Consider the following 24,989-nt stretch of genomic DNA (forward strand, 5'->3'; position numbering starts at 1 on the left):
AGAAAGGAGTTGAGTTGATTGGGAGATTTCTATCATTCTAATGATCCAGCATCTACAGACTATTCGCATAAAATTGAGGAGCTAGAAAACTCCAAACAATTTCAGGATGCAATCGGATTAATCCGAGAACAAATGAAGAACAATTTACAATGGAATGTTTTTCGATCTTTTGGTATTGTTTGTGCCATACTGTCTCTCATTTTATTGCGTTTTGCAGCTATTCCTTTGATACTTTTAGTTGTAGGTTTGTATTATTGGCCACAATATAAAAAACGAAAAGCCTTGTTTGGGGATCGAATTCGATCGAACGATGAGATCTATCTCGATGATATCCTATCGCCTGTATTAAAGGAAGTTTTTCCTAAGGCTTCGATAAAAGAGGATGGTTCCATCCCTTCTGAAGCTCTCTCGCATTTATGTCCTCGGTCGACTGATTTTCTATGTTTCAAACAGCTCTCGTTTCATGATGACAAAGAGCTGACGGTGTCAAATCTCTATGCCCATCATACGGAGACTCGTTACCGGACGTCCAATGGACATACAAGGGCAGAACATGTGGAAGTTACAGATTTCCTTGGACAAGTGTTCTCTTTATGTCTACCGATCAATTTCTCCGGTCATCTTCGGGTTGTACCAACCAAGAAATCCTTTCTATTTAAGAGGGAGGTGAATGGGGTTTATCCTGGAGCCAGAGGAGATGAAGTTCAGATTGAAACCGAGGATATTCGCAATAACGAGAATTACAATATCTACTGTACAGATGAACTGTCTGCCCGTAAATTTCTCACCCCTAAGATGTTGGAATGGTTTGATCGACAAATTTCTCAAAATGCCATGTGTGTATTTTTGAAAGAAAAGAAACTCTATATTTCTTTGTATACCGATCGTTATATATTTCCGACTCCCCAAAAACCGGAAGATATTGATCAACTATCTTTGGTGTCTGAATATCATAAATTATGCAAAGAACTGGATTTAATTAAAGAAATAACAGCAATTTTTGAAGGAGAAACATCATGAATCTCATTATCGGCTTAATCATATTTGTTGGCCTATTGGCTATTTGGTTTATTAGTGTAGGAAATCGCCTCAATCGTTATCTTGTGACCATTGAAGAATCAAAGAGAACGGTCGATATCGTCCTCGTAAAACGCTATGATACCATTTCGGAAATGCTAAAAGTAGCGAAAGCTTATGCAAAACATGAACAGGGGCTCTTTACCGATTTAGTTGCTTTACGCCAAGGAGCGAGCATTCAAGAATCCAACAAAGTCATAACCAATCAAAACGATGTCTTGGCACAAATTCGTGCAGTTGGTGAAAATTATCCAGAGCTCTTGTCTTCTAACCAATTCTTGGCCTTGCAAAAGGAAATTGCTGATGAAAATGAAGATCTTGCTGCAGCGAAGCGAATTGTCAACAGTAATATTAGCCACATCAATCAAGAAATTGTTTCATTTCCGGCGTCTATCGTAGCAGGTGTAAAGGGGATCCATCAAGTTCCATTTCTTACTGAAGAAACACAAGGTAAGAAAAATTTAAGTGATTTGAACTATGACCGTAATTAAAAAGCTATTTATGATAAATAACCATCAAAAATCCTGGTCTTGTTATCAGGATTTTTTCCTACTGTTGGTACTTTTCATTTATGCCAAAAAATTGTATAATAGTACAAATACTCAATTTTTAGAAAATTTTGAAAGAGGATTTACTATGGGATACACAGTTGCTGTTGTCGGTGCTACAGGTGCCGTTGGTGCTCAAATGATCAAAATGTTGGAAGAATCAACACTTCCAATCGATAAAATTCGCTACCTTGCCTCTGCACGTTCTGCAGGGAAGGTCTTGCAATTCAAGGGTCAAGATGTGACTATTGAAGAAACGACTGAAGATGCTTTCGAAGGGGTTGATATTGCCCTTTTCTCAGCTGGCGGTTCAACATCTGCTAAATATGCACCATACGCTGTGAAAGCAGGCGCAGTAGTGGTGGATAACACTTCTTATTTCCGTCAAAATCCGGATGTCCCATTGGTTGTTCCTGAAGTGAATGCACATGCGCTTGATGCTCATAACGGCATTATCTCTTGTCCAAACTGTTCAACGATCCAAATGATGGTCGCTCTTGAGCCAGTCCGTCAAAAATGGGGCTTGGACCGTATCATCGTATCCACTTACCAAGCTGTATCAGGTGCTGGTATGGGAGCAATTCTTGAGACCCAACGTGAGTTGAAGGAAGTCTTAAACGACGGCGTTAATCCACGTGATGTCAAAGCTGAAATCTTGCCTTCAGGTGGAGATAAGAAACACTATCCAATCGCCTTCAACGCTCTTCCACAAATCGATGTCTTCACAGAAAACGACTATACTTACGAAGAAATGAAGATGACGAATGAAACCAAGAAAATCATGGAAGATGATAGCATTGCTGTTTCAGCAACATGTGTGCGGATTCCAGTCTTGTCAGCTCACTCTGAGTCAGTCTACATTGAAACTAAAGAAGTGGCACCAATTGACGAAGTGAAAGCTGCGATTGCTGCCTTCCCAGGTGCTGTCCTTGAAGACGACGTTGCTCACCAAATCTATCCTCAAGCAGTTAATGCTGTCGGTTCACGTGATACCTTCGTTGGACGTATCCGTAAAGACTTGGATGCTGAAAAAGGGATCCACATGTGGGTGGTTTCAGACAACCTTCTAAAAGGTGCCGCTTGGAACTCAGTCCAAATCGCAGAAACCCTTCATGAACGTGGACTCGTACGTCCAACAGCTGAATTGAAGTTTGAATTGAAATAGGGAGCAAAACAGAAATCAGTAACTCGAAGAGTTTGATTTCGTAGTTTTGCCCCCGCACAGTTGATTAGGAAGTACGAATGTTGCAAACATGAGTAGTTCCAATCAACCACTGCGTCGCGATTCAGAAATCAGTAACTCGAAGAGTTTGATTTCTCCTCCGCTTTTATAATTTAAGGCTCAGGCTATAAAAGTCCACCGGCTCCCCCCCGCACAGTTGATTAGGAAGTACGAATGTTGCAAACATGAGTAGTTCTAATCAACCACTGCGCCATGATTCAGAAATCAGTAACTCGAAGAGTTTGATTTTTCCTTAGCTAACTAGCAAATCAACTTGTTTTATGAACAGATCATGAGGCAAAGGCAAGCATGCCCCAGCCTCTTTCTTATATAGAGAAAGGTTTTTCTATGTCTTATAATGATTTAAAAGATTGTAAAATCATCACTGCATTTATCACTCCCTTCCATGAAGATGGGACCATTAATTTTGACGCTCTTCCTGCCTTGATCGAGCACCTCTTGGCTCATCATACAGACGGGATTCTCTTAGCTGGTACGACTGCGGAAAGTCCAACCCTGACCCACGATGAGGAATTGGAGCTCTTTGCAGCTGTACAAAAGATTGTCAATGGTCGAGTTCCTTTGATCGCTGGTGTCGGAACCAATGAAACTCGCGATTCGATCGAGTTCGTTAAAGAAGTGGATACTTTTGGTGGCTTTGCAGCAGGATTGGCTATTGTTCCTTACTACAACAAACCATCCCAAGAAGGAATGTACCAACACTTTAAAGCCATTGCGGATGCATCCAATCTTCCGATTATTATCTACAATATTCCAGGGCGCGTGGTAGTAGAAATGACACCTGAAACCATGCTTCGTTTGGCAGAACATCCAAATATCATTGGGGTCAAAGAGTGTACAACCTTGGCTAATATGGCTTACTTGATTGAACACAAACCAGAAGAATTTCTCGTCTATACAGGGGAAGACGGAGATGCCTTCCACGCGATGAACCTTGGGGCTGATGGAGTGATCTCAGTAGCCTCTCATACAAATGGGGATGAGATGTATGAGATGTTCCAAGCCATTGAACACAACGATATTAAAAAGGCTGCAGCTATCCAACGTCAGTTTATCCCTAAAGTCAATGCTCTCTTCTCTTATCCGAGTCCTGCTCCTGTCAAAGCTGTTTTAAACTATATGGGATTTGAAGCAGGGCCAACTCGTTTGCCATTGGTGCCAGCACCGGCAGAAGAAGCGAAACGCATTATCAAGGTTGTAGTAGATGGGGATTACCATGCAACCAAAGAGATCATAACAGGTGTTTTAAGACCAGATTACTAATATTTTGTTGTAAGAAATGTGTTTGAATAATAATAACTTAACTTCCCAATCAATGAATCTATTTTTTGAAAGACCTTTGATTCTTGGCAAAAAAATTATATAATAAAGTAGTAGGTATTCATTCCCTGTCTTACGGAAATGGAGCATTCATGAAAAAATAATGGATAAAGGAGAATCCGATGGAAGTCATTAAACGTAGTGGAGAAGTAGTTGAATTTGATCCAGATAAAATCTACCAAGCAATTTTGAAAGCAGCGCAAGTGGTCTATGTTTTGACAGATGATTTGCGACAAAACCTAGCTCAAGTAACGAAGAAAGTTGCCATGGATTTGGATGAAGCTCAAGTAGAACGCGCAACGATCAGTATGATCCAATCAATGGTAGAGCATCGTTTACTTGGTGCAGGCTATATTACCATTGCTGAACATTATATTTCTTATCGCTTGCAACGTGATTTGGAACGGAGTGGCTATGGTGACCATATTGCCGTGCATTTGCATTTTGAGCAAATTCGCTAGAATATAAAATAGAAGTTACTTCGGTAGCTTCTTTTTAGTGTTTTTATTAATCACTGAGAATTCAAGAAAACATGGTATAATAGAGGAGATTGAACTGGAAAGGTAGTGAGATTATGGCAACTATTCAATGGTTTCCTGGACACATGTCCAAAGCTAGAAGACAAGTACAAGAAAATTTAAAATTCGTGGATTTTGTGACGGTTTTGGTAGATGCTCGATTGCCCCTATCAAGCCAAAATCCCATGTTAACAAAAATTGTTGGTGATAAGCCCAAATTAATGATTTTGAACAAGGTAGACCTGGCAGATCCTGTGGCAACAAAAGAATGGCAGGACTATTTTGAATCGCAAGGCATCAAAACCCTGGCGATCAACTCCAAAGAGCAGTCGACGGTTAAGAAGGTCACAGATGCTGCTAAGAGCTTGATGGCCGATAAAATTGCTCGTCAAAAGGAACGTGGGATTCAGATTGAAACCCTTCGGACCATGATTATTGGGATTCCAAATGCTGGGAAATCAACTCTTATGAACCGCTTAGCAGGGAAAAAGATTGCTGTTGTTGGCAATAAACCAGGGGTGACCAAGGGGCAACAATGGTTGAAAACCAATAAGGATCTCGAAATCTTGGACACTCCTGGGATTCTTTGGCCCAAATTTGAAGATGAAGAAGTGGCCTTAAAGCTCGCTTTAACAGGAGCTATCAAGGATCAGTTGCTTCCAATGGATGAAGTGACCATCTTTGGCCTTAACTATTTTAAAGAGCACTATCCAGCAGTTTTACAAGAGCGTTTTAAACAAATGGACCTGGAGGAAGAAGCTCCTGAAATTATTATGGAGATGACTCAGAAATTGGGGTTTCGCGAGGATTACGACCGTTTTTACCAACTCTTTGTTAAAGATGTGCGCGATGGGAAATTAGGACGGTATACGCTGGATCGCGTAGGGGAAATTGATGGCAACCATTAAGGAAATTAAAGAACAATTAGCAGACATTCAGCAGTTAGATGACCCTTTATTGGCTGAATTGGAACAGGATAGCCGATCTGGTGTGATCCAAGCAATCGCAAAGCGAAAAAGGGAAATCCAAAAACGTTTAGATGAAGAAGAACGCTTGGAAGGAATGCTGGCCTATGAAAAAGAATGCTATGCGCGTGGAATTGAGCTCATTGCAGGAGTGGATGAAGTGGGACGTGGCCCATTAGCGGGACCAGTTGTTGCAGCTGCTGTGATCTTACCCAAAGGTTCTAAGATTCCAGGCCTCAACGATAGTAAAAAGATTCCAAAATCCAAACACAAGGAAATCTATGAGGCTGTGCTCCAAGAAGCTATTGCGATCGGCATCGGCGTCAAGGACAATCAGGTGATTGACCAGGTCAATATCTATGAAGCTACGAAACTAGCCATGATGGAGGCTATTGGTCAGCTAGATCCTCAACCCCAGCATCTTTTGATTGATGCCATGAAGTTGGATCTTTCTATTCATCAAACTAGTATCATCAAAGGGGATGCCAATTCTTTATCCATTGCTGCAGCATCCATCGTAGCTAAGGTGACTCGGGATCAGATGATGGAAGAGTTTGATCGAAAATATCCAGGCTATGATTTTGCGCAGAACGCTGGCTATGGGACAGCTAAGCATCTTGCTGGCCTCGACAAGCTGGGAGTGACTCCTATCCATCGGCGTTCATTTGAACCCGTCAAATCAATGTGTGAGGATTAGGCTATGCTATTTACCATCGATATCGGAGGGACCTTTATAAAGTACGGTCTGATGGATGCAGACTATCAATTGATCCGTACAGACAAGATCCCAACACCATCTACGATTGAGGACTTTTGGCAAGGATTAGAAGGAATCGTTGCTCCTGTGCGGGAAGAAATCGATGGAATCGCCATTTCGTGCCCTGGTGAGATCCAAAAGAGCCTTGGCTTTGTCTTTCGAGGTGGTCTCATTCCATATTTGCGCGACATTCCTCTAGCAAGTAGATTAGAACAAACATTTCAAGTACCTGTCACTGTTCTCAATGATGGAGAAGCTGCTGGTCTAGCGGAAGCAAGGCTTGGTAATCTAAAAAATTGTCCTTGCGGTGCGACCTTGGTCCTAGGGACAGGAGTTGGCCTTGCTCTTCTTTCTAATGGTGACCTATTGAGAGGATGGCAACTGACAGAATACATTCGGTCTATTGATAAGGCAGAAAGAACACCAGAAAATCGCCGCTTTCATCGCGAACTCTTTTTGCAAGGCATTTCCAATCTTTTGGAAAACACCGGTTCAGCTGTTCAATTTGTTGAGAAAGCTCGTCACATCTTGAATCTAGAAAAGGCAGATGGTATAGCTGTTTTCAAAGCTCTTGATCAAGGGGGCCATGAGGAGCTGACATCCTTGTTTCAGGCTTATTGCCACGATATTGCTATTCTGATTTTTAATCTTCAATCTTTGCTCTTGCTTGAGAAAGTGACAATTGGAGGTGGCGTTAGTAGCCAACCGCTACTGATCGATGAAATCAATCACCAATACCATGACCTGCTCTCTCAAAAAGGCCATAAACAATTTGAGGCTTTGCCCATTCAAGCAGCTCGCTTCCATAATGAAAGCAACTTGATTGGTGCCGCATCTTACTTTTATTCTTCTACACATCAAAAAAAGTTCTAGAAATAGATCTTTTTTTCTTTTCTTTCTCGAATAGATAAGTAAGAGGAAGTGGAAGGTGACCATGGATAAATTTGAAATCTATAAATTAAAAGCAGCTGGTTTATCAAATGAGCAAGTCTTAAGAATCTTGGCCTACTGTAAGGAAGGGCAATTCTATCCTAGTTTAGAAGAGATAGCAAGGATCGCTCGCTGTCGAAGTATCATTCATTTTGTAGACAAATACCGGCAACTGGATGAAGACCATTTACACAAGGAGTTTGAACGGTTCCCATCCTTATCCATTTTTGATACTGAATACCCTGAGGAATTGCTACAGATCTACAATCCTCCTGTACTCCTTTTTTACCAAGGGAATTTGGAGCTATTAACCAAACCGAAGATTGCAGTCGTTGGAGCTCGGGAGACCACGCGAGAAGGGGTGCGATCTGTAGAGAAAATTATTAAGGAACTTGGAAATGAATTGGTCATTGTTAGTGGACTTGCTAAGGGGATTGATGCGACAGCCCATTATGCCAGCATTCGCAATGGTGGAAAGACTATCGGAGTAATCGGAACAGGTCTGGATGTCTTTTATCCTAAGAGCAATCAAAGATTACAGACACACATGAGCGAACACCATCTTGTCTTGAGCGAGTATGGACCAGGCCAAGGGCCACTGAAGTTTCATTTTCCTGAGAGAAATCGCATCATTGCAGGACTCTGTCAGGCTGTGATTGTGGCAGAGGCACGACTTCGTTCAGGAAGTTTAATTACTTGTGAGCGTGCCATGGAGGAAGGACGAGATGTTTTTGCTATTCCAGGAAACATTTTAGATGGAAAATCTGCAGGCTGCCATCACTTGATTCAAGAAGGTGCAAAGCTTGTCACATCAGGCCAGGACATTCTTGATGAATTGAAATACGAATGGTGATTTTCCTATAGGAGAAGTTCCTAGTTGACATCTTTCTTAAAATGTATTAAACTCAATGAGATTTATACAATTCAGAGGGATAAAACGTGGTAACAAAAACAAAAAAGAAAAGCAGTACAACCAAGAAAAATTTGGTGATTGTGGAGTCTCCTGCTAAGGCGAAAACAATCGAGAAATACCTTGGACGGAACTATAAAGTAATGGCCAGTGTGGGTCATATTCGAGACCTAAAAAAATCGACCATGTCGATTGATTTTGACAACAACTATGAACCGGAGTACATCAATATTCGCGGTAAAGGCCCCTTGATTAATGATTTGAAAAAAGAAGCCAAAAAAGCTAAACAAGTCTTTCTCGCGAGTGACCCGGACCGTGAGGGAGAAGCTATTTCTTGGCATTTGGCCCATATTTTAAACTTGGATGCCAATGAAAAGAACCGAGTAGTCTTTAATGAAATCACTAAGGATGCGGTCAAAAATGCCTTCAAAGAACCGCGCCAAATCGATATGGATTTGGTTGATGCCCAACAAGCACGTCGGGTCTTGGACCGGATTGTAGGGTATTCAATTTCGCCTATTCTTTGGAAAAAGGTCAAAAAAGGACTTTCTGCTGGGCGCGTGCAATCTGTTGCCCTCAAATTAATCATTGATCGCGAAAATGAAATCAATGATTTCAAGCCGGAAGAATACTGGACCATTGATGGTGTCTTCAAAAAAGGGACTAAACAATTCCAAGCTAGCTTCTATGGGATTGATGGCAAGAAGATGAAGCTCAACACCAATGAAGAGGTGAAAGCAGTTCTTGAACGCCTAAATGGCAAAGATTTTACCGTTGAAAAAGTTGAAAAGAAAGAACGTCGTCGGAATGCGCCGCTTCCATATACAACCTCTTCTATGCAGATGGATGCGGCCAATAAGATCAACTTCCGTACCCGTAAGACCATGATGGTCGCTCAGCAATTGTACGAAGGAATTAATATTGGTTCGGGTGTTCAAGGTTTGATTACCTATATGCGTACCGACTCCACACGGATCAGTCCGGTTGCGCAAAATGAGGCAGCGAACTTTATCGTGGATCGCTTCGGTGAGAAATATTCTAAGCATGGAAGCCGTGTGAAGAATGCTTCTGGTGCCCAAGATGCCCATGAAGCCATTCGTCCGTCTAGCGTCTTCAATACTCCTGAGAGCATTGCTAAATACTTGGACAAAGACCAATTGAAACTCTACACCTTGATCTGGAACCGTTTTGTCGCTAGCCAGATGACCGCAGCTGTCTTTGATACTATGAATGTTCGGTTAGATCAAAATGGGGTTCAATATACAGCGAATGGGAGTCAGGTAAAGTTTGACGGTTATTTGGCGATTTATAATGATTCAGACAAAAACAAGATGTTGCCGGACATGGTAGAAGGCGATATCGTCAAGCAGGTCAATAGCAAGCCTGAGCAACACTTTACCCAACCACCTGCTCGATATTCTGAAGCAACCTTGATTAAGACCTTGGAAGAGAACGGTGTTGGACGACCTTCAACCTATGCTCCGACGATTGAGACCATTCAAAAACGCTATTATGTGAAGCTGGTAGCTAAACGCTTTGAACCAACGGAATTAGGGGAGATCGTTAATAAACTGATTGTTGAATTTTTCCCAGATATTGTCAATGTGACCTTCACAGCGGAGATGGAAGGGAAACTCGATGATGTCGAACTCGGAAAAGAAGAGTGGCAAAAAGTCATTGATGCCTTCTACAAACCATTCTCTAAAGAAGTCGCAAAGGCTGAAGAAGAGATGGAAAAAATCCAAATCAAAGACGAACCAGCTGGTTTTGATTGTGAAGTCTGTGGCAGCCCGATGGTGATTAAATTAGGACGTTTTGGTAAGTTCTATGCTTGTAGTAATTTCCCAGATTGTCGTCATACCCAAGCCATTGTCAAAGAAATCGGGGTGGAGTGTCCAAACTGTCACCAGGGACAAATCATCGAGCGTAAAACCAAGCGCAACCGTATCTTCTATGGCTGTAATCGCTACCCAGACTGTGAATTCACTTCTTGGGACAAGCCAATCGGCCGGGATTGTCCAAAATGTGGTCATTACTTAGTTGAGAAGAAAGTCCGTGGCGGTGGCAAACAAGTCGTTTGTAGTAATGGGGACTACGAAGAAGAAAAAGTGAAATAATCTTTTAAATGATTCAATGTCTATTATAACGGCAATTTTTTAAAATGTCTGTTATAATAGACATTTTTGCTTTTTTTCGTTATAATAGACATAAGGAGGTGGGCTTATGTATCTTGCTTTGATTGCAGATGTGATTGATTCCAAAATGGTTCAAGAACGTCTTGACCTGCAAAAACAGGTAGAAAAAACGCTTCAAAAGATGAACGAATTATTTGGAGATTACCTGGCATCCCGTTTTACTTTGACCTTGGGGGATGAGTTTCAGGCACTTTTAAAAGTGGATGCTCCGATTTTTCAAATCATTGATACCCTGCGTTCAGAACTGACCCCTACTCAACTTCGTTTTGGGATTGGCCTCGGGGAGATTGTAACAGCTATTGATCCCTTGCAAAGTGTTGGAGCAGATGGTCCAGCTTATTGGAATGCACGCGCAGCCATCAATTTTGTTCATCAGAAAAATGACTATGGCAATACCCAGATCTATTTTTCAAGCGGGAAGGAAAACCAAGACTTTTTTGTGAACGCCCTCATCGCTTCTGGAGAGGCCATACGTTCGGGTTGGCGAGAGAGTCAGGAAGAGATCCTGCTCAATCTGCTAAAGAGATCTGTATATAGCGAGTCCTTTAGTCAGCAGGATTTGGCTCAATCACTAGCTATCAACCCAAGTGCCCTCTCTAAACGGTTAAAGAGTAGTAGTATCCGTGTTTATTTACGGGGGCGAACAGCAGCACTAGCTAGCATTCAAAGCACAGTGAAAGGAGAGGAAGATGAGCGGATTGTCTAGTATCATAGTGAATCCATACTTGATTCTCTTGTTGATTTGTCATTTACTATCAGATTATTATTTTCAAAACCAAAAGATGGCGGATCGCAAGGATCAGGATAAGAAAGTGCTAGGGCTTCACATTCTATATGTAGCTCTGCCTCTGATCGTCGTTTCCTTCTGTCATCTAGATTTGTGGTGGATTTGCTTGGTCATTTTACTGACTCATGCAGTGATTGATTACGGAAAACCTTGGGTGCAGAAGCAATTGAAATTAACAGCCGCATGGACTTTTGCCTTGGATCAAGTCTTGCATATCGCCATCATTAGCTGTCTAGTCCTTTTAGGAGCGAAGAATGGCATGACCTATCTTCCACCCTTGGACACTTTAAATCTGATCTTTTATGTCCTCCTAGTTGGGAAACCGAGCAATATCGCCTTCAAAATTCTGTTTGCCAAGTATCAACCTACCAGCAAGAAGAAAATGGATACGATCACTGGGGCTGGTTCCATGATTGGCTTTTTAGAGCGTTTGGTGATTGGCGCTTGTCTCGTCTATGGGCAATTTGCTTCGATCGGGCTAGTCTTTACAGCCAAATCCATCGCTCGCTACAATAAAATTTCGGAGAACCCAGCCTTTGCGGAGTATTATTTGATTGGGTCCTTATTCAGTATCCTATCTGCCCTCTTCGCAGCCTGGTTGTGTTTATAAGCTAATAACAATCATATGAAAATCTAGACAGGAGAGGGGGAGCCTCCCTGTCTTTTTACTTAGCTTTTTGGTATAATAGACCGAGTATCAATTTAGAAAGATTTGTGGGTGTCTAACAATCCAGTGGCTTGTTTTAATCTGGCCTAAGTTTTCACCCAAAGAGGTATTAGTGTCATGTCTCAATCTTATATCAATGTTATCGGTGCGGGTCTTGCTGGCTCGGAAGCAGCTTTCCAGATTGCCCAACAAGGAATCCCGGTGAAGCTTTATGAAATGCGTGGGGTTAAATCTACTCCGCAACACAAATCAGACAACTTTGCTGAGCTAGTTTGTTCCAACTCTCTTCGTGGGGATTCTCTCACCAATGCTGTCGGGCTCCTCAAAGAAGAAATGCGCCGTTTGGGTTCTGTCATCCTTGAAGCAGCGGAAGCGACTCGTGTGCCAGCCGGTGGAGCACTTGCTGTGGACCGAGAAGGTTTTGCTACTCGAGTGACAGAGAAGGTATCCCAACACCCGCTCATCGAAGTGATTCGCGATGAAATTACGGAATTGCCGATAGATGCCATCACAGTGGTCGCAACGGGTCCTCTAACCAGTGATGCCTTGGCAGAAAAGATCCATGCCCTTAATGGTGGCGATGGCTTCTATTTCTACGATGCGGCAGCTCCGATTATCGATGTCAATACCGTTGATATGAACAAGGTCTATCTCAAGTCTCGCTATGACAAAGGCGAGGCAGCCTATCTCAACTGCCCCATGACCAAACAAGAGTTTATGGATTTCCATGAGGCCTTGGTTAACGCGAAAGAAGCCCCGCTTAACTCTTTTGAAAAAGAAAAGTATTTCGAAGGTTGTATGCCAATTGAAGTCATGGCTAAACGAGGCATTAAAACCATGCTCTATGGTCCTATGAAGCCAGTTGGGCTCGAGTATCCGGATGATTACAAAGGACCTCGTGATGGGGAATTTAAGACCCCTTACGCAGTCGTTCAGCTTCGCCAAGATAATGCGGCGGCTAGTCTCTACAATATCGTTGGCTTCCAAACTCACCTTAAATGGGGCGAGCAAAAACGGGTCTTCCAAATGATCCCTGGTTTAGAAAATGCGGAGTTCGTTCGTTACGGCGTCATGCACCGCAATTCTTACATGGACTCGCCAAATCTCCTCGAGCAAACCTACCGTTCTAAGAAACAACCAAACCTCTTCTTTGCAGGTCAAATGACAGGGGTAGAAGGCTATGTTGAATCTGCAGCTTCTGGCTTAGTTGCTGGAATCAATGCAGCTCGCCTTTTCAAAGGAGAAGAAGCAGCCATCTTCCCTGAAACAACAGCTATCGGAAGTCTGGCTCACTATATCACCCATGCTGACAGCAAACACTTCCAGCCCATGAATGTCAACTTCGGGATAATCAAGGAGCTAGAAGGCCCACGCATTCGGGATAAAAAGGAGCGCTATGAAAAAATTGCCGAACGTTCTTTAGAAGATTTGGCCCAATTTATGGAAAAATAGTGTATGAAGTGAAAAAGTTTGGAGAAAATCCAGACTTTTTCTTTTAAAAATGGTATAATGAATAAAATTTAGAATATAGAGAGTTTTCTGACATTGAACAAATCCTATTTTTATTTAGATATGAAGACACACGAGTTGAAAGTGCCTTATACCGGAAAACTCCGTCGTGTGCGAGTCTTATTACCCAAGAATTATGAAACAGATGCCGATCGACGCTATCCTGTTGTCTATTTTCAAGATGGCCAGAATGTTCTCTATAGCAAGGAAGCTTTTGCGGGTCATTCCTGGAAGGTGATTCCAGCCATCAAGCGGAATCCCGATATTAGCCGCATGATTGTCGTTGCTATCGATAATGATGGTTTCCAACGCATGAATGAATACTCTGCCTGGAAATACAAGGAATCTAATATTCCTGGAATGCAATTTGGTGGCAAGGGCGTTGAGTACGGAGAGTTCGTTATGGAAGTGGTCAAACCTTTCATTGACCAAGAATACCGAACGCTTGCTGATCGAGAACATACAGCCATGATTGGTTCTTCCTTGGGTGGAAATATTACCCAATTCTTGGGATTAGAGTACCAAGATCAAATCGGTTGTTTAGGGGTCTTTTCATCCGCTAACTGGCTGCACCAAGATGCCTTCAATCATTATATCGAGCGCAAAAAATTATATGCTGATCAACGCATTTACATCTATGTGGGGACGGAAGAGGCTGATGATACAGATAAAACCCTAATGGCAGGGAATATCAAGCAAGCCTATATTGACTCATCTCTTCGTTACTATCATGATGTCATTCAACAAGGAGTAGCTTTAGAAAATATCGCCATTCGGATTCAGTCTGGAGCTATCCACCATGAAGAGGCCTGGGCAGAGCATTTACCGGAATGTCTTCGTTTCTTAGCAGAGAAGTGGGACTAGAAGCTTTTAAATTTTTATAATAAAGAAAGAGGGAACCTATGAATATTGAACATCTAAGCCACTGGAGTGGCCAACTTAACCGCGAAATGTATCTAAACCGTTATGGACATGCAGGGATTCCTGTAGTGGTCTTCGCTTCATCAGGTGGAAGCCATAACGAATACTATGACTTTGGTATGATTGATGCCTGTGCTCAGTTCATCGAAGAAGGACGGGTTCAATTCTTCACCCTTTCAAGTGTCGATAGTGAAAGCTGGCTTTGTGATTGGAAAAACCCACACGATCGTGCTGAAATGCATCGCGCTTATGAACGCTATGTGATTGAAGAAGCCATTCCTTTTATCAAACACAAAACAGGCTGGTTTGACCCAATGATGACAACTGGCTGTTCTATGGGAGCTTACCACGCGCTCAATTTCTTCTTGCAACATCCAGATGTCTTCAACAAAGTGATTGCCTTGAGTGGTGTCTATGACGCTCGTTTCTTTGTTGGGGAGTTTGGTGGGGATGAAGCGATTTACCAAAACTCTCCATCTGATTATATCTGGAACCAAAATGATGGCTGGTTTATCGATCATTACCGTCAGGCCGAAATCGTTGTTTGTACTGGTTTAGGAGCTTGGGAGCAAGACGGGCTTCCATCTTTCTACAAACTGAAAGAAGCCTTTGATCACAAAAACATTCCCGCTTGGTTCGCTGAATGGGGCCATGATGTAGCCCACGATTGGGAATGGTGGCGCAAGCAAATGCCCTATTTCCTAGGCCAAATGTATCTATAAGTTAAAAGGGAGGAGACCTCAATGAATTATCTTGTTATTTCACCTTATTATCCACAAAATTTCCAACAATTCACCATTGAACTAGCTAACAAAGGTATCACTGTCTTGGGGATTGGTCAAGAGCCGTACGAACAGTTAGATGAGCCTTTGCGCAATAGTTTGACAGAGTATTTCCGTGTTGAGAATTTGGAAGATCTGGACGAAGTCAAACGCGCAGTAGCTTTTCTTTTCTACAAACATGGGCCAATTGATCGCATTGAGTCCCATAATGAATACTGGTTGGAATTGGATGCAGCTCTTCGCGAGCAATTTAATGTCTTTGGGGCCAAACCTAAAGATTTGAAGAAAACCAAGTTTAAATCAGAAATGAAAAAACTCTTCAAGAAAGCAGGAGTTCCTGTCGTTCCTGGTGCTGTGGTAAAAGCAGAAAAAGATATCGATAAGGCTGTGAAGAAGATTGGGTTGCCATTGATTGCCAAGCCTGATAATGGAGTAGGTGCAGCAGCGACCTTTAAACTTGAAACACCAGAAGATGTCGATCATTTCAAAGCAGAATGGGATGGACATACGGAGTACTTCTTTGAGAAATTCGTCACTTCTAGCGAGATTTGTACCTTCGATGGTCTGGTCGATCGCGATGGTAACATAGTCTTCTCAACTACTTTTGACTATGCCTATACGCCACTTGACTTGATGCTCTACAAAATGGACAATTCTTATTATGTCCTCAAAGAGATGGATCCAAAATTGCGTCAGTATGGGGAAGCGATTGTTAAAGCCTTTGGCATGAAGGAACGTTTCTTCCACATTGAGTTCTTCCGTGAAGGTGATGATTATATTGCAATTGAGTACAATAACCGTCCTGCAGGTGGCTTTACCATTGATGTCTACAATTATGCACACTCTATTGACTTGTACCGTGGCTATGCAGCTCTCGTAGCTGGAGAACCTTTCCCAGCTTCTGAATTTGAGCCTTTGTATTGCTTGGCAACTTCGCGTCGTGCTAATGCGGCCTATGCCCTTTCTGAGGAAGAAGTTTTGGCTAAATACCAGCATCAATTCCGAGTGAAGAAGGAGATGCCTGCAGCCTTTGCGGAACTCCAAGGTGATTACCTTTACATGTTAACAACACCAAGTCGTGAAGAATTAGAACAAATGATTCATGACTTTGGTCAACGCGCTGAATAAAATTGTGCCGATAGGTCTGTCCTATCGGTTTTTTATTCCCAAATCATCAAGAATATTTCATTATAAAACTTTGTGAATCTTTTATATAACAGTTCTAAAAACCATTTATATCAAGAATTTATGAAGATTAGTTTGTGAAGAAAATTGAGCAATATTTTTGACAGTGCTTTCATTTTTGGCTAGAATAAAAATGAATGAATAAATGTTAAGAAAGGCGAAAAAAAAGATGGCAACATTAGATAAAAGTCTCTTATTGGAAATGTTCCGTAAAATGGAAGAAATCCGTCGCATGGACTTAAAAATTGCACAGTTAGTAAAAAAAGGGAAAGTGCCAGGAATGACGCACTTTTCTGTTGGTGAAGAAGCAGCAAACGTTGGAGCAATGCTGGCTTTAAATGATGACGATTTGCTGACATCTAACCACCGTGGTCACGGACAAGCGATCGCTAAAGGTATCGACCTGAATGGCATGATGGCTGAAATCCTTGGTAAGTATACCGGTACTTGTAAAGGGAAGGGAGGCTCTATGCATATCGCTGACCTGGATGCTGGTAACCTCGGTGCCAACGGTATCGTCGGTGGTGGTATGGGGATTGCTGTAGGGGCTGCCCTTACTCAACAAATGCATAAGACTGGTAAGATTGTTGTCTGCTTCTTTGGGGATGGTGCAACCAATGAAGGTGTCTTCCACGAAGCGGTCAATATGGCTTCCATCTGGAACCTACCAGTAATTTTCTACTGTATTAATAATGGTTATGGAATCTCTGCTGACATTAAGAAAATGACCAATATCCAGCACATTCATGAGCGTAGTGCTGCTTACGGCATTCCAGGAATGTTTATTCCTGATGGTAACAACGTCATTGATGTCTATGAAGGATTCCAAAAAGCTGTTGAACACGTCCGCTCCGGTAAAGGTCCTGTCTTGATCGAAAGTGTCACCTATCGTTGGCTTGGTCACTCTTCATCTGACCCTGGTAAATACCGGACTCGTGAAGAAGTCGAAGAGTGGAAGAAGAAAGATCCGATTGAAAATCTTCGCAAGTATCTCCTTGAAAATGAAATTGCGAGCGCAGAAGAATTGGATCAGATTCAAGAAGAAGTGAAAGAAGCCGTTGAAGCTTCAGTGAAATTTGCGGAAGAAAGCCCATTCCCTCCACTCGAATCAGCTTTCGAAGATATTTACGCAGACTAAGGGGGAGTAGAGAATTATGGAAACTAAATTAATGTCTTTCCGCGATACCATTATCCTTGCTATGTCTGAGGAAATGCGTCGCGACGAAAATGTATTGTTGATGGGGGAAGATGTCGGAGTTTTTGGTGGAGACTTCGGAACTTCCGTAGGGATGCTAGAGGAATTCGGTCCAGAACGTGTTCGTGACTGTCCAATTTCGGAGGCTGCTATCTCAGGTGCAGCAGCTGGTGCAGCCATGACCGGACTTCGTCCAATCGTTGATATGACGTTCATGGATTTCTCAGTGATTGCCATGGATGCTATTGTCAACCAAGCTGCGAAGACGCGCTACATGTTTGGTGGAAAAGGGCAAGTACCGATGACCATTCGCTGTGCTGCCGGTAACGGAGTTGGATCTGCAGCTCAACACTCCCAATCTTTGGAATCATGGTTTACCCATATTCCTGGTTTGAAAGTTGTTGCTCCAGGAACTCCAGCGGATATGAAAGGACTTCTCAAGTCTTCTATCCGTGACAACAACCCAGTGATCATTCTTGAATACAAATCAGAATTCAACCAAAAAGGTGAAGTGCCTGTAGATCCTGACTATACCATTCCACTTGGTGTCGGAGAGATCAAACGAGAAGGAACTGATGTAACTGTCGTAACCTACGGAAAAATGCTTCGTCGCGTGATGCAAGCAGCTGAAGAGTTGGCAGAAGAAGGAATCTCAGTAGAAGTAGTAGACCCACGAACTTTGGTTCCGCTTGATAAAGAGATTATTATTAATTCTGTTAAGAAAACAGGAAAAGTTGTCCTTGTCAATGACGCCCACAAGACAAGTGGTTATATCGGTGAAATCTCAGCTATCATTTCTGAATCAGAAGCATTTGATTACTTGGATGCACCTATCCGTCGTTGTGCGGGAGAAGATGTGCCAATGCCTTACGCACAAAACCTCGAAAATGCAATGATTCCAACAGTTGAAAGCATCAAAGATGCCATTCGGAAAACGTACAATAAAGAATAAGACATAATTTAAATTATGTAGCATTTATTGAATCAGATGAAGAAACTTTGTATCTTTAAAATGCAAAGTTCTCTTCGTCCTTGATATCTTAGATTAGAGCACGGGCTAAAAGCTCGGAAAAAAGATAAATCTCCTTGACTTCATCGAAGTCTTCGTTGATTTCCTATTTTTCAGTCGCTTTTAATCGCCCTTAGTATCTTATAATTGAATTCGGACGGAGGTCTGCGAAAAAAAGATAGATTTCCTTGTGTTCATCGAACACAGCGTCAATCTCCTATTTTTTCATTGCCCTCTGCGTCCTTAATATCTTATAATAGAATAGGAGAGGTCATGGCTGATGATAAGCTAAGAGCGACTCCTGCGGCTAGAAAATTAGCGGATGATCTAGGGATCAACCTCTATGATGTTTCTGGTTCAGGCGCAAACGGTCGTGTCCACAAAGAAGACGTGGAAACATATAAAGACACAAATGTGGTTCGCATTTCACCACTTGCAAAACGAATTGCTTTAGAACACAATATTGCTTGGCAAGAAATTCAAGGAACTGGTCATCGTGGCAAGATCATGAAGAAGGATGTTCTTGCTTTCCTTCCTGAGAATATTGAGAAGGATACCATTAAGTCACCTTCTCAAATTGAGAAGGTGGAAGAAGTTCCTGATAACGTGACACCTTATGGTGAGATCGAGCGGATTCCAATGACACCAATGCGTAAGGTGATTGCTCAACGGATGGTGGAATCTTACTTGACAGCACCAACCTTCACATTGAACTATGACGTCGATATGTCTCAAATGTTGGCGCTTCGTAAGAAGGTATTGGACCCAATCATGGAAGCAACTGGAAAGAAAGTCACTGTAACAGATTTGCTTTCTCTAGCAGTTGTTAAGACCTTGATGAAACACCCATACATCAATGCGTCATTGACAGAGGATGGCAAAACCATCATCACTCACAACTATGTCAACTTGGCTATGGCGGTTGGAATGGACAATGGATTGATGACACCGGTTGTTTATAACGCAGAAAAGATGACCTTGTCAGAGTTGGTGGTAGCCTTTAAAGACGTCATTGGACGTACCCTGGACGGTAAATTAGCACCAAGCGAATTACAAAATTCAACCTTTACCATCAGTAACTTGGGAATGTTTGGTGTTCAATCATTTGGACCGATTATCAATCAACCAAACTCAGCCATCCTTGGGGTTAGCGCAACTGTTGAAAAACCAGTTGTAGTTAACGGTGAAATCGTCATTCGTCCAATCATGAGCTTGGGATTGACCATTGACCACCGCGTTGTCGATGGTATGGCTGGTGCCAAATTCATGAAAGACTTGAAAGCCTTGATTGAAGACCCGATTTCAATGTTGGTCTAATCAACGAGAGAGAATAGAAACAAGAAAAAGAGGGAAATAAAATGGCCTTAGAAGTAATTATGCCAAAAGCCGGCGTAGATATGACCGAAGGACAAATCGTTCAGTGGAATAAAAAAGTCGGCGAATTTGTTAAAGAAGGGGAAGTTCTCCTTGAAATCATGACAGATAAAGTCAGCATGGAATTGGAAGCTGAAGAAGATGGTTACTTGATTGCTATCTTGAAAGGGGACGGCGAAACTGTTCCTGTCACTGAAGTAATCGGTTACCTTGGTGAAGAAGGGGAAAACATCCCAACAGCTGGAGCAGCACCAGAAGCGAGTCCAGCGCCAGCCGCAGCAAGTGCTTCAAATGATGACAATAAGAGTGATGACGCTTATGATATCGTAGTAATTGGTGGTGGTCCTGCTGGTTACGTCTCTGCTATCAAGGCAGCTCAATTGGGTGGTAAGGTTGCCCTTGTTGAGAAATCTGAACTTGGTGGAACTTGCTTGAACCGCGGATGTATCCCAACGAAGACTTACCTTCATAACGCTGAAATCATCGAAAATATCGGGCATGCTGCAAATCGTGGGATCGTAATTGAAAATCCTAACTTCACAGTGGATATGGACAAGGTTCTTGAAACCAAGAACAAGGTTGTCAATACTTTGGTTGGCGGTGTTGCAGGACTTCTTCGTAGCTATGGCGTAACAGTTCACAAAGGTATCGGTACGATTACGAAAGATAAGAATGTTTTGGTCAATGGTTCTGAGTTACTTGAAACGAAGAAGATTATCCTTGCTGGTGGTTCAAAAGTCAGCAAGATTAACGTTCCTGGTATGGAGTCTTCTCTTGTAATGACCAGTGATGACATCTTGGATATGAACGAAGTCCCAGAAAGCCTTGTAATCATCGGTGGTGGTGTTGTCGGTATCGAACTTGGTCAAGCCTTTATGACCTTTGGTTCAAAAGTAACGGTCATCGAAATGATGGACCGCATTGTTCCAGCTATGGATGCGGAAGTATCTAAGAACCTTCGCTTGATCCTTGAACGCAAGGGAATGACGATCTTGACTGATACCAAACTGCAAGAAATCATTGAAGAAGATGGCAAACTCCGCATCAAGGTTGAAGGAAAAGACGATGTTATCGCAAACAAAGCTCTTCTTTCAATCGGTCGTGTTCCAGATCTTGAAGGAATCGGTGAAGTTGAGTTTGAATTGGATCGTGGTCGTATCAAGGTCAATGAATACATGGAAACATCTGTTCCAGGTATCTATGCGCCAGGTGATATCAACGGTACCAAGATGTTGGCCCACGCTGCCTTCCGTATGGGTGAAGTAGCAGCTGAAAATGCTCTTAAAGGGAACCACGCTGTTGCCAAATTGAACTTGACTCCTGCAGCCATCTACACACTTCCAGAAGTAGCAGCAGTTGGTTTGACTGAAGAACAAGCTCGTGAAAAATACGATGTCCAAATCGGTAAATTCAACTTTGCAGCTAACGGTCGTGCCATTGCATCAGATGCAGCTCAAGGTTTTGTTAAGGTCATTGCAGACAAGAAATATGGTGAAGTTCTTGGGGTTCACATCATAGGTCCAGCAGCAGCTGAATTGATCAACGAAGCTTCAACCATCATTGAGATGGAAATCACTGTAGAAGAAATGCTTAAGACAATCCACGGTCACCCAACATACTCTGAAGTTATGTACGAAGCATTTGCTGATGTTCTTGGAATGGCTATTCATTCACCTAAGAAGAAATAATCATTAAAATGATAGAATGACTGGACAGCAAGTGCTGGACCAGTCTCTATCGTATATAAAGGAATCTTATGAAATACATTATTAATTATTCAAATGATACTGCTTTTAATATTGCTTTAGAAGAGTATGCCTTTAAGCATCTATTGGATGAGGATCAAATCTTCCTTCTCTGGATTAACAAACCATCAATCATCGTTGGTCGTCACCAAAATACTATCGAAGAAATTAACCGTGACTACGTTCGGGAGCATGGTATTGAAGTCGTTCGCCGGATCAGTGGTGGTGGGGCTGTTTACCATGATTTGAATAACCTTAACTATACCATCATCTCTAAAGAAGATGAAAATAAAGCCTTTGACTTCAAGAGCTTCTCAACTCCAGTCATCAATACTTTGGCTCAGCTTGGTGTTAAAGCCGAATTTACAGGTCGTAATGACTTAGAAATCGACGGTAAGAAATTCTGTGGGAATGCTCAAGCCTATATCAATGGACGCATCATGCACCATGGTTGCCTTCTTTTTGATGTTGATTTGTCTGTCCTTGCCAATGCTCTCAAGGTGTCTAAAGACAAGTTTGAGTCCAAAGGGGTTAAATCCGTTCGTGCTCGTGTGACCAATATTATCGACGAGTTGCCAGAAAAAATCACGGTTGAAGAGTTCCGTGACCTGCTTCTGGACTACATGAAGAAAGAATATCCTGAGATGACAGAATATGTCTTCTCAGATGAAGAATTGGCTGAAATCAATCGTATCAAAGAAACTAAGTTTGGAACTTGGGACTGGAACTATGGGAAGTCTCCTGAATACAATGTCCGTCGCGGCACTAAATTCCCTAGCGGAAAGGTTGAAATCTTTGCGAATGTTATTGAATCAAAAATTCAAGACATTAAGATTTATGGTGACTTCTTCGGTATCGAAGATGTTGCAGCTGTAGAAGATGTCCTTCGTGGTGTTAAATACGAACGCGAAGACGTTCTTAAAACCCTACAAACCATTAACCTAGGCCGTTACTTCGCAGGAATCACTGCAGAAGAAATTGCTGAGGCAGTGGTGGAATAAAATCATAAGAGAGTGGGACAGAAATCGGTAATTCGTTAGAATTCGATTTCGTCGTCCCACCTCCGCACAGTTGAGTAGAGCCCAGTCAACCACTGCGCCTTGCTCGACAATCCAAAGACAATTGAGAGGCTAGGACTTTTGTCCCAGCCTCTTTTTTGAAACTAGTTTCACATAGAAATTATTGTTTTCCGAAGGATTTTGTAGTATAGTAAAGGTGGAAAAGTGTATTCGTTTACAAAAAATGTAACTGTTAGTTATAAAACTCAGTAATTACTAAAACAACGGAAATGATTGACTAGCTAGATATTACTTGCCTTTTTTCTTTAGAAAGTGTGATGATATGAAACGTGTCTTTATTATTTTATCAAACCTTTTCATCTCTAGCTTTTTGATTTGGATTGCCTTTATTTCTCCAAATACGCTTATCCACCGCAGTCTTCCGGTAGTAGGTGTGGTAAGACAAGATAAGAGCGTCACATATGAAGAGTTATCTTCCAGTTTAGACCGCTTGGCAAGGGAAAATCATAGTATAATTGCCCGTCAGATACAAAGAACAGACTCTAAGGGGCAGGTTGTTTTCACCTATGAAATCTACGGAGAGGGAAAACTTCCTCTTGGGATTAAAAGAGAGAAGAAAGAACTGGCTGCCAAAGAAAGCCTGCTAACGAATTATTATGTATTAACAGGTGAATTGGAAACTGAAAAGCTGGATCAAACTCTTCATACTCTTGGTTTCTCACAAACTTTTATTGAGAAACCGAATCTTCTGCTGACCTTTATTGCCTTTTTTGGCTCAGGTTCACAATCACTTGCCTTAGTCATTTTTATCATTAGTTTTAGCTCTTTTACGATTATTCAAAAAACACAAGAAATGAGGAGTGCTGGGATTCGATATATCTCAGGAATGAGACGCTTGCAACTTTTCGGACATTCTCTAAAAGATGATAGTATAGAGTTGCTTTTGGGATGTATAGGGGCAAGTATAATGGGTGCTGTTCTGATTTATTGCTTTCAATTGACACCTTTTTCCTATTCCCTCGTCATTTCCAGTAGTATTATTTACAATGGGATTTTACTAATTTTGTCTGTTTTCTTATCCTTCCTCTTTGCATATAGTATTCAAACGATTCATTTAGTCCCCCTTTTAAAAGGGAAGGTTCCATTGAAGCGCATATTGGTTTTCCTCTTTATTTGTCAATTTCTCGCTGTGGCATTAATTGGCCTTGCGATTCATCGAATCAGTATTTATGGATCAGTCTGGCAAACTCACCGAGAGGGAAGTGAGGCTTGGTTAAAACAGTCGAATTGGGTCCAAATTAGTACAAGTCGGGAGGATTTTTCACAGAAAACAAACAAAGAGACGCAAATTGAGAACAGAGCAAAATGGTCTAAGCTCATCGAGTCTGGCATCGAAAATGGTGGTCTTTTAGCTTATCATCACCTCGTATTTTTTGGTTCAAAAGGAGTTATGACGGATCCTAGTACAGGTAAAGAGTTTTCCATCACAGATTACGATCCTCTTGCACGAACTCTCTATGTAACTCCAAATTACCTCGAAATCCAAGGTGTTCCAGTATCTCGTGAAGAAAAAGATCACTTAAATCACTTACAAGCAGGAGAATTTGGTCTCTTACTTCCGGAAAAATTAAAAGGTCGAGAAGAGGAGATGATCAAACGATATGAAGATTATCTATCTCCTCGAGATGATCAAGGAAATATCACCTTATCAATGAAGGCGCAGGTAACGTATATTCCGAATCATCAAAAACGCTTTATCTACAACAACACACCAATCAGCTATCAGCAATTCTTTACAGATCCTGTTTTAGTGGTTATACAACCTGAAAGTTTTGGAGGCTATGAGAATCCATATTTCACCCACCTAGATTCCTACCTTTATTTTAATGGGCTTCAGAATAGTAAGAAGCTAATCGCTGAGTATAATCTTGAAAAAAGTGTTAGTCAGTACGACTATGCAGTGGACGTTTACCAGCAAATGGCCCAAAAAATACAAATAGAAAATCTCATGGCGATTGCAGGAGGAGTCTTTGGTATAGCAACCTCTGTTCTTCTTTTTAACACTATGAATTTCCTATATTTTGAAGAGTTTAGAAAACAAATCTTCTTGAAGAAGATTGCAGGTCTGGGATTTGTAAACATTCACCAAATGATTTTGCTCTCAGAAAGTAGCCTCTTGCTATTAGGAAGCCTCTTGGTATTCATTCTCACTTCGGAATGGTGGATTGCTCTTGTCACTCTCTTTCTATTTCTTACTAATGCTTGGTTCATTCTCCTGTACCGGTCTCATAAAGAAGACCACTTGTTAGCCACTGTACTGAAAGGAGCCTAAT

22 protein-coding genes are annotated in these 24,989 nt (G+C 41.8%); all 22 read left to right on the plus strand.

The genetic code is table 11. The features are described from left to right. Positions 1-18: 18 nt before the first annotated feature. Positions 19-1,020, plus strand: coding sequence for a DUF3137 domain-containing protein (locus ACVC7Q_RS02025; RefSeq protein WP_447264640.1), 1,002 nt, complete (start codon positions 19-21; stop codon positions 1,018-1,020). After that, the gene (locus ACVC7Q_RS02030; protein ID WP_447264641.1) at positions 1,017-1,568 is read left to right on the plus strand and encodes a LemA family protein; all 552 of its coding nucleotides are present in this window, start codon (positions 1,017-1,019) and stop codon (positions 1,566-1,568) included. Before ACVC7Q_RS02025 ends, ACVC7Q_RS02030 begins: the two co-directional genes overlap by 4 nt. Positions 1,569-1,713: 145 nt before the next feature. After that, positions 1,714-2,790, plus strand: coding sequence for an aspartate-semialdehyde dehydrogenase (locus ACVC7Q_RS02035; protein WP_223141885.1), 1,077 nt, complete (start codon positions 1,714-1,716; stop codon positions 2,788-2,790). A gap of 405 nt (positions 2,791-3,195) precedes the next feature. After that, a complete protein-coding gene (gene dapA / locus ACVC7Q_RS02040) occupies positions 3,196-4,131 on the plus strand; it encodes a 4-hydroxy-tetrahydrodipicolinate synthase (protein ID WP_254728185.1) in 936 nt (311 codons plus the stop codon). A 179-nt stretch (positions 4,132-4,310) separates the two neighbouring features. Next, positions 4,311-4,649 carry an ATP cone domain-containing protein gene (locus ACVC7Q_RS02045; RefSeq protein ID WP_447264642.1) on the plus strand — a complete coding sequence of 113 codons (339 nt, stop codon included), beginning with the start codon at positions 4,311-4,313 and terminating at the stop codon, positions 4,647-4,649. Positions 4,650-4,762: 113 nt separating this feature from the next. Continuing rightward, positions 4,763-5,614, plus strand: a complete 852-nt coding sequence (gene ylqF, locus ACVC7Q_RS02050) for a ribosome biogenesis GTPase YlqF (protein WP_447264643.1) — start codon at positions 4,763-4,765, stop codon at positions 5,612-5,614. Then, positions 5,601-6,368 (plus strand): ribonuclease HII, encoded by a 768-nt coding sequence (locus tag ACVC7Q_RS02055; protein WP_447264644.1) that lies wholly within the window; start codon positions 5,601-5,603, stop codon positions 6,366-6,368. The genes ylqF and ACVC7Q_RS02055 overlap by 14 nt, the downstream gene beginning before the upstream one ends. Before the next feature lie 3 nt (positions 6,369-6,371). Next, positions 6,372-7,301 (plus strand): ROK family protein, encoded by a 930-nt coding sequence (locus ACVC7Q_RS02060; protein ID WP_447264645.1) that lies wholly within the window; start codon positions 6,372-6,374, stop codon positions 7,299-7,301. 61 nt (positions 7,302-7,362) lie between these two features. After that, positions 7,363-8,211 (plus strand): DNA-processing protein DprA, encoded by an 849-nt coding sequence (gene dprA, locus ACVC7Q_RS02065; RefSeq protein ID WP_447264646.1) that lies wholly within the window; start codon positions 7,363-7,365, stop codon positions 8,209-8,211. Positions 8,212-8,297: 86 nt separating this feature from the next. Beyond that, complete coding sequence (gene topA, locus ACVC7Q_RS02070; protein WP_447264647.1) at positions 8,298-10,385, plus strand: type I DNA topoisomerase; 2,088 nt, start codon at positions 8,298-8,300, stop codon at positions 10,383-10,385. Positions 10,386-10,491: 106 nt separating this feature from the next. Next, entirely contained in the window at positions 10,492-11,169 is a 678-nt protein-coding gene (locus ACVC7Q_RS02075; RefSeq protein WP_447264648.1) for a SatD family protein, read from the plus strand. After that, positions 11,153-11,860 (plus strand): DUF3307 domain-containing protein, encoded by a 708-nt coding sequence (locus ACVC7Q_RS02080; protein ID WP_447264649.1) that lies wholly within the window; start codon positions 11,153-11,155, stop codon positions 11,858-11,860. Before ACVC7Q_RS02075 ends, ACVC7Q_RS02080 begins: the two co-directional genes overlap by 17 nt. A 174-nt stretch (positions 11,861-12,034) precedes the next feature. Next, a complete protein-coding gene (gene trmFO / locus ACVC7Q_RS02085; RefSeq protein WP_447264650.1) occupies positions 12,035-13,369 on the plus strand; it encodes a methylenetetrahydrofolate--tRNA-(uracil(54)-C(5))-methyltransferase (FADH(2)-oxidizing) TrmFO in 1,335 nt (444 codons plus the stop codon). 93 nt (positions 13,370-13,462) lie between these two features. Next, positions 13,463-14,290, plus strand: coding sequence for an alpha/beta hydrolase (locus tag ACVC7Q_RS02090; protein WP_447264651.1), 828 nt, complete (start codon positions 13,463-13,465; stop codon positions 14,288-14,290). 38 nt (positions 14,291-14,328) lie between these two features. Beyond that, entirely contained in the window at positions 14,329-15,069 is a 741-nt protein-coding gene (locus ACVC7Q_RS02095) for an esterase family protein (protein ID WP_447264652.1), read from the plus strand. Between the two features lie 21 nt (positions 15,070-15,090). Then, positions 15,091-16,257 carry an ATP-grasp domain-containing protein gene (locus ACVC7Q_RS02100; RefSeq protein WP_447264653.1) on the plus strand — a complete coding sequence of 389 codons (1,167 nt, stop codon included), beginning with the start codon at positions 15,091-15,093 and terminating at the stop codon, positions 16,255-16,257. A gap of 226 nt (positions 16,258-16,483) precedes the next feature. Then, positions 16,484-17,452 (plus strand): thiamine pyrophosphate-dependent dehydrogenase E1 component subunit alpha, encoded by a 969-nt coding sequence (locus tag ACVC7Q_RS02105; protein ID WP_049497866.1) that lies wholly within the window; start codon positions 16,484-16,486, stop codon positions 17,450-17,452. Positions 17,453-17,468: 16 nt separating this feature from the next. Continuing rightward, on the plus strand, positions 17,469-18,461 hold the full coding sequence (locus ACVC7Q_RS02110) for an alpha-ketoacid dehydrogenase subunit beta (RefSeq protein WP_003011072.1): 993 nt from the start codon (positions 17,469-17,471) through the stop codon (positions 18,459-18,461). 330 nt (positions 18,462-18,791) lie between these two features. Continuing rightward, positions 18,792-19,835: a dihydrolipoamide acetyltransferase gene (locus ACVC7Q_RS02115; RefSeq protein ID WP_117744237.1), complete on the plus strand. Its 1,044-nt coding sequence runs from the start codon at positions 18,792-18,794 to the stop codon at positions 19,833-19,835. Between the two features lie 41 nt (positions 19,836-19,876). Continuing rightward, a complete protein-coding gene (gene lpdA / locus ACVC7Q_RS02120) occupies positions 19,877-21,580 on the plus strand; it encodes a dihydrolipoyl dehydrogenase (protein WP_447264654.1) in 1,704 nt (567 codons plus the stop codon). Between the two features lie 68 nt (positions 21,581-21,648). Beyond that, positions 21,649-22,638 carry a lipoate--protein ligase gene (locus ACVC7Q_RS02125; RefSeq protein ID WP_447264655.1) on the plus strand — a complete coding sequence of 330 codons (990 nt, stop codon included), beginning with the start codon at positions 21,649-21,651 and terminating at the stop codon, positions 22,636-22,638. A gap of 340 nt (positions 22,639-22,978) precedes the next feature. Further along, positions 22,979-24,988 (plus strand): DUF1430 domain-containing protein, encoded by a 2,010-nt coding sequence (locus tag ACVC7Q_RS02130; protein ID WP_447264656.1) that lies wholly within the window; start codon positions 22,979-22,981, stop codon positions 24,986-24,988. Position 24,989 lies beyond the last annotated feature (1 nt).

The sequence above is a fragment of the Streptococcus sp. W151 genome (assembly GCF_053010205.1).

What these genes read in the sequence shown, in the direction of transcription:
- ACVC7Q_RS02030 (WP_447264641.1), top strand. Translation starts at nt 1,017, where the DNA reads ATGAATCTCATTATCGGCTTAATCATATTTGTTGGCCTATTGGCTATT.
- ACVC7Q_RS02095 (WP_447264652.1), top strand. Translation starts at nt 14,329, where the DNA reads ATGAATATTGAACATCTAAGCCACTGGAGTGGCCAACTTAACCGCGAA.
- ACVC7Q_RS02130 (WP_447264656.1), top strand. Translation starts at nt 22,979, where the DNA reads ATGAAACGTGTCTTTATTATTTTATCAAACCTTTTCATCTCTAGCTTT.
- ACVC7Q_RS02035 (WP_223141885.1), top strand. Translation starts at nt 1,714, where the DNA reads ATGGGATACACAGTTGCTGTTGTCGGTGCTACAGGTGCCGTTGGTGCT.
- ACVC7Q_RS02125 (WP_447264655.1), top strand. Translation starts at nt 21,649, where the DNA reads ATGAAATACATTATTAATTATTCAAATGATACTGCTTTTAATATTGCT.
- ACVC7Q_RS02060 (WP_447264645.1), top strand. Translation starts at nt 6,372, where the DNA reads ATGCTATTTACCATCGATATCGGAGGGACCTTTATAAAGTACGGTCTG.
- dapA (WP_254728185.1), top strand. Translation starts at nt 3,196, where the DNA reads ATGTCTTATAATGATTTAAAAGATTGTAAAATCATCACTGCATTTATC.
- ACVC7Q_RS02055 (WP_447264644.1), top strand. Translation starts at nt 5,601, where the DNA reads ATGGCAACCATTAAGGAAATTAAAGAACAATTAGCAGACATTCAGCAG.
- ACVC7Q_RS02100 (WP_447264653.1), top strand. Translation starts at nt 15,091, where the DNA reads ATGAATTATCTTGTTATTTCACCTTATTATCCACAAAATTTCCAACAA.
- ACVC7Q_RS02110 (WP_003011072.1), top strand. Translation starts at nt 17,469, where the DNA reads ATGGAAACTAAATTAATGTCTTTCCGCGATACCATTATCCTTGCTATG.
- trmFO (WP_447264650.1), top strand. Translation starts at nt 12,035, where the DNA reads ATGTCTCAATCTTATATCAATGTTATCGGTGCGGGTCTTGCTGGCTCG.
- ACVC7Q_RS02105 (WP_049497866.1), top strand. Translation starts at nt 16,484, where the DNA reads ATGGCAACATTAGATAAAAGTCTCTTATTGGAAATGTTCCGTAAAATG.
- ACVC7Q_RS02080 (WP_447264649.1), top strand. Translation starts at nt 11,153, where the DNA reads ATGAGCGGATTGTCTAGTATCATAGTGAATCCATACTTGATTCTCTTG.
- dprA (WP_447264646.1), top strand. Translation starts at nt 7,363, where the DNA reads ATGGATAAATTTGAAATCTATAAATTAAAAGCAGCTGGTTTATCAAAT.
- ACVC7Q_RS02075 (WP_447264648.1), top strand. Translation starts at nt 10,492, where the DNA reads ATGTATCTTGCTTTGATTGCAGATGTGATTGATTCCAAAATGGTTCAA.
- ACVC7Q_RS02045 (WP_447264642.1), top strand. Translation starts at nt 4,311, where the DNA reads ATGGAAGTCATTAAACGTAGTGGAGAAGTAGTTGAATTTGATCCAGAT.
- ylqF (WP_447264643.1), top strand. Translation starts at nt 4,763, where the DNA reads ATGGCAACTATTCAATGGTTTCCTGGACACATGTCCAAAGCTAGAAGA.
- lpdA (WP_447264654.1), top strand. Translation starts at nt 19,877, where the DNA reads ATGGCCTTAGAAGTAATTATGCCAAAAGCCGGCGTAGATATGACCGAA.
- ACVC7Q_RS02115 (WP_117744237.1), top strand. Translation starts at nt 18,792, where the DNA reads ATGGCTGATGATAAGCTAAGAGCGACTCCTGCGGCTAGAAAATTAGCG.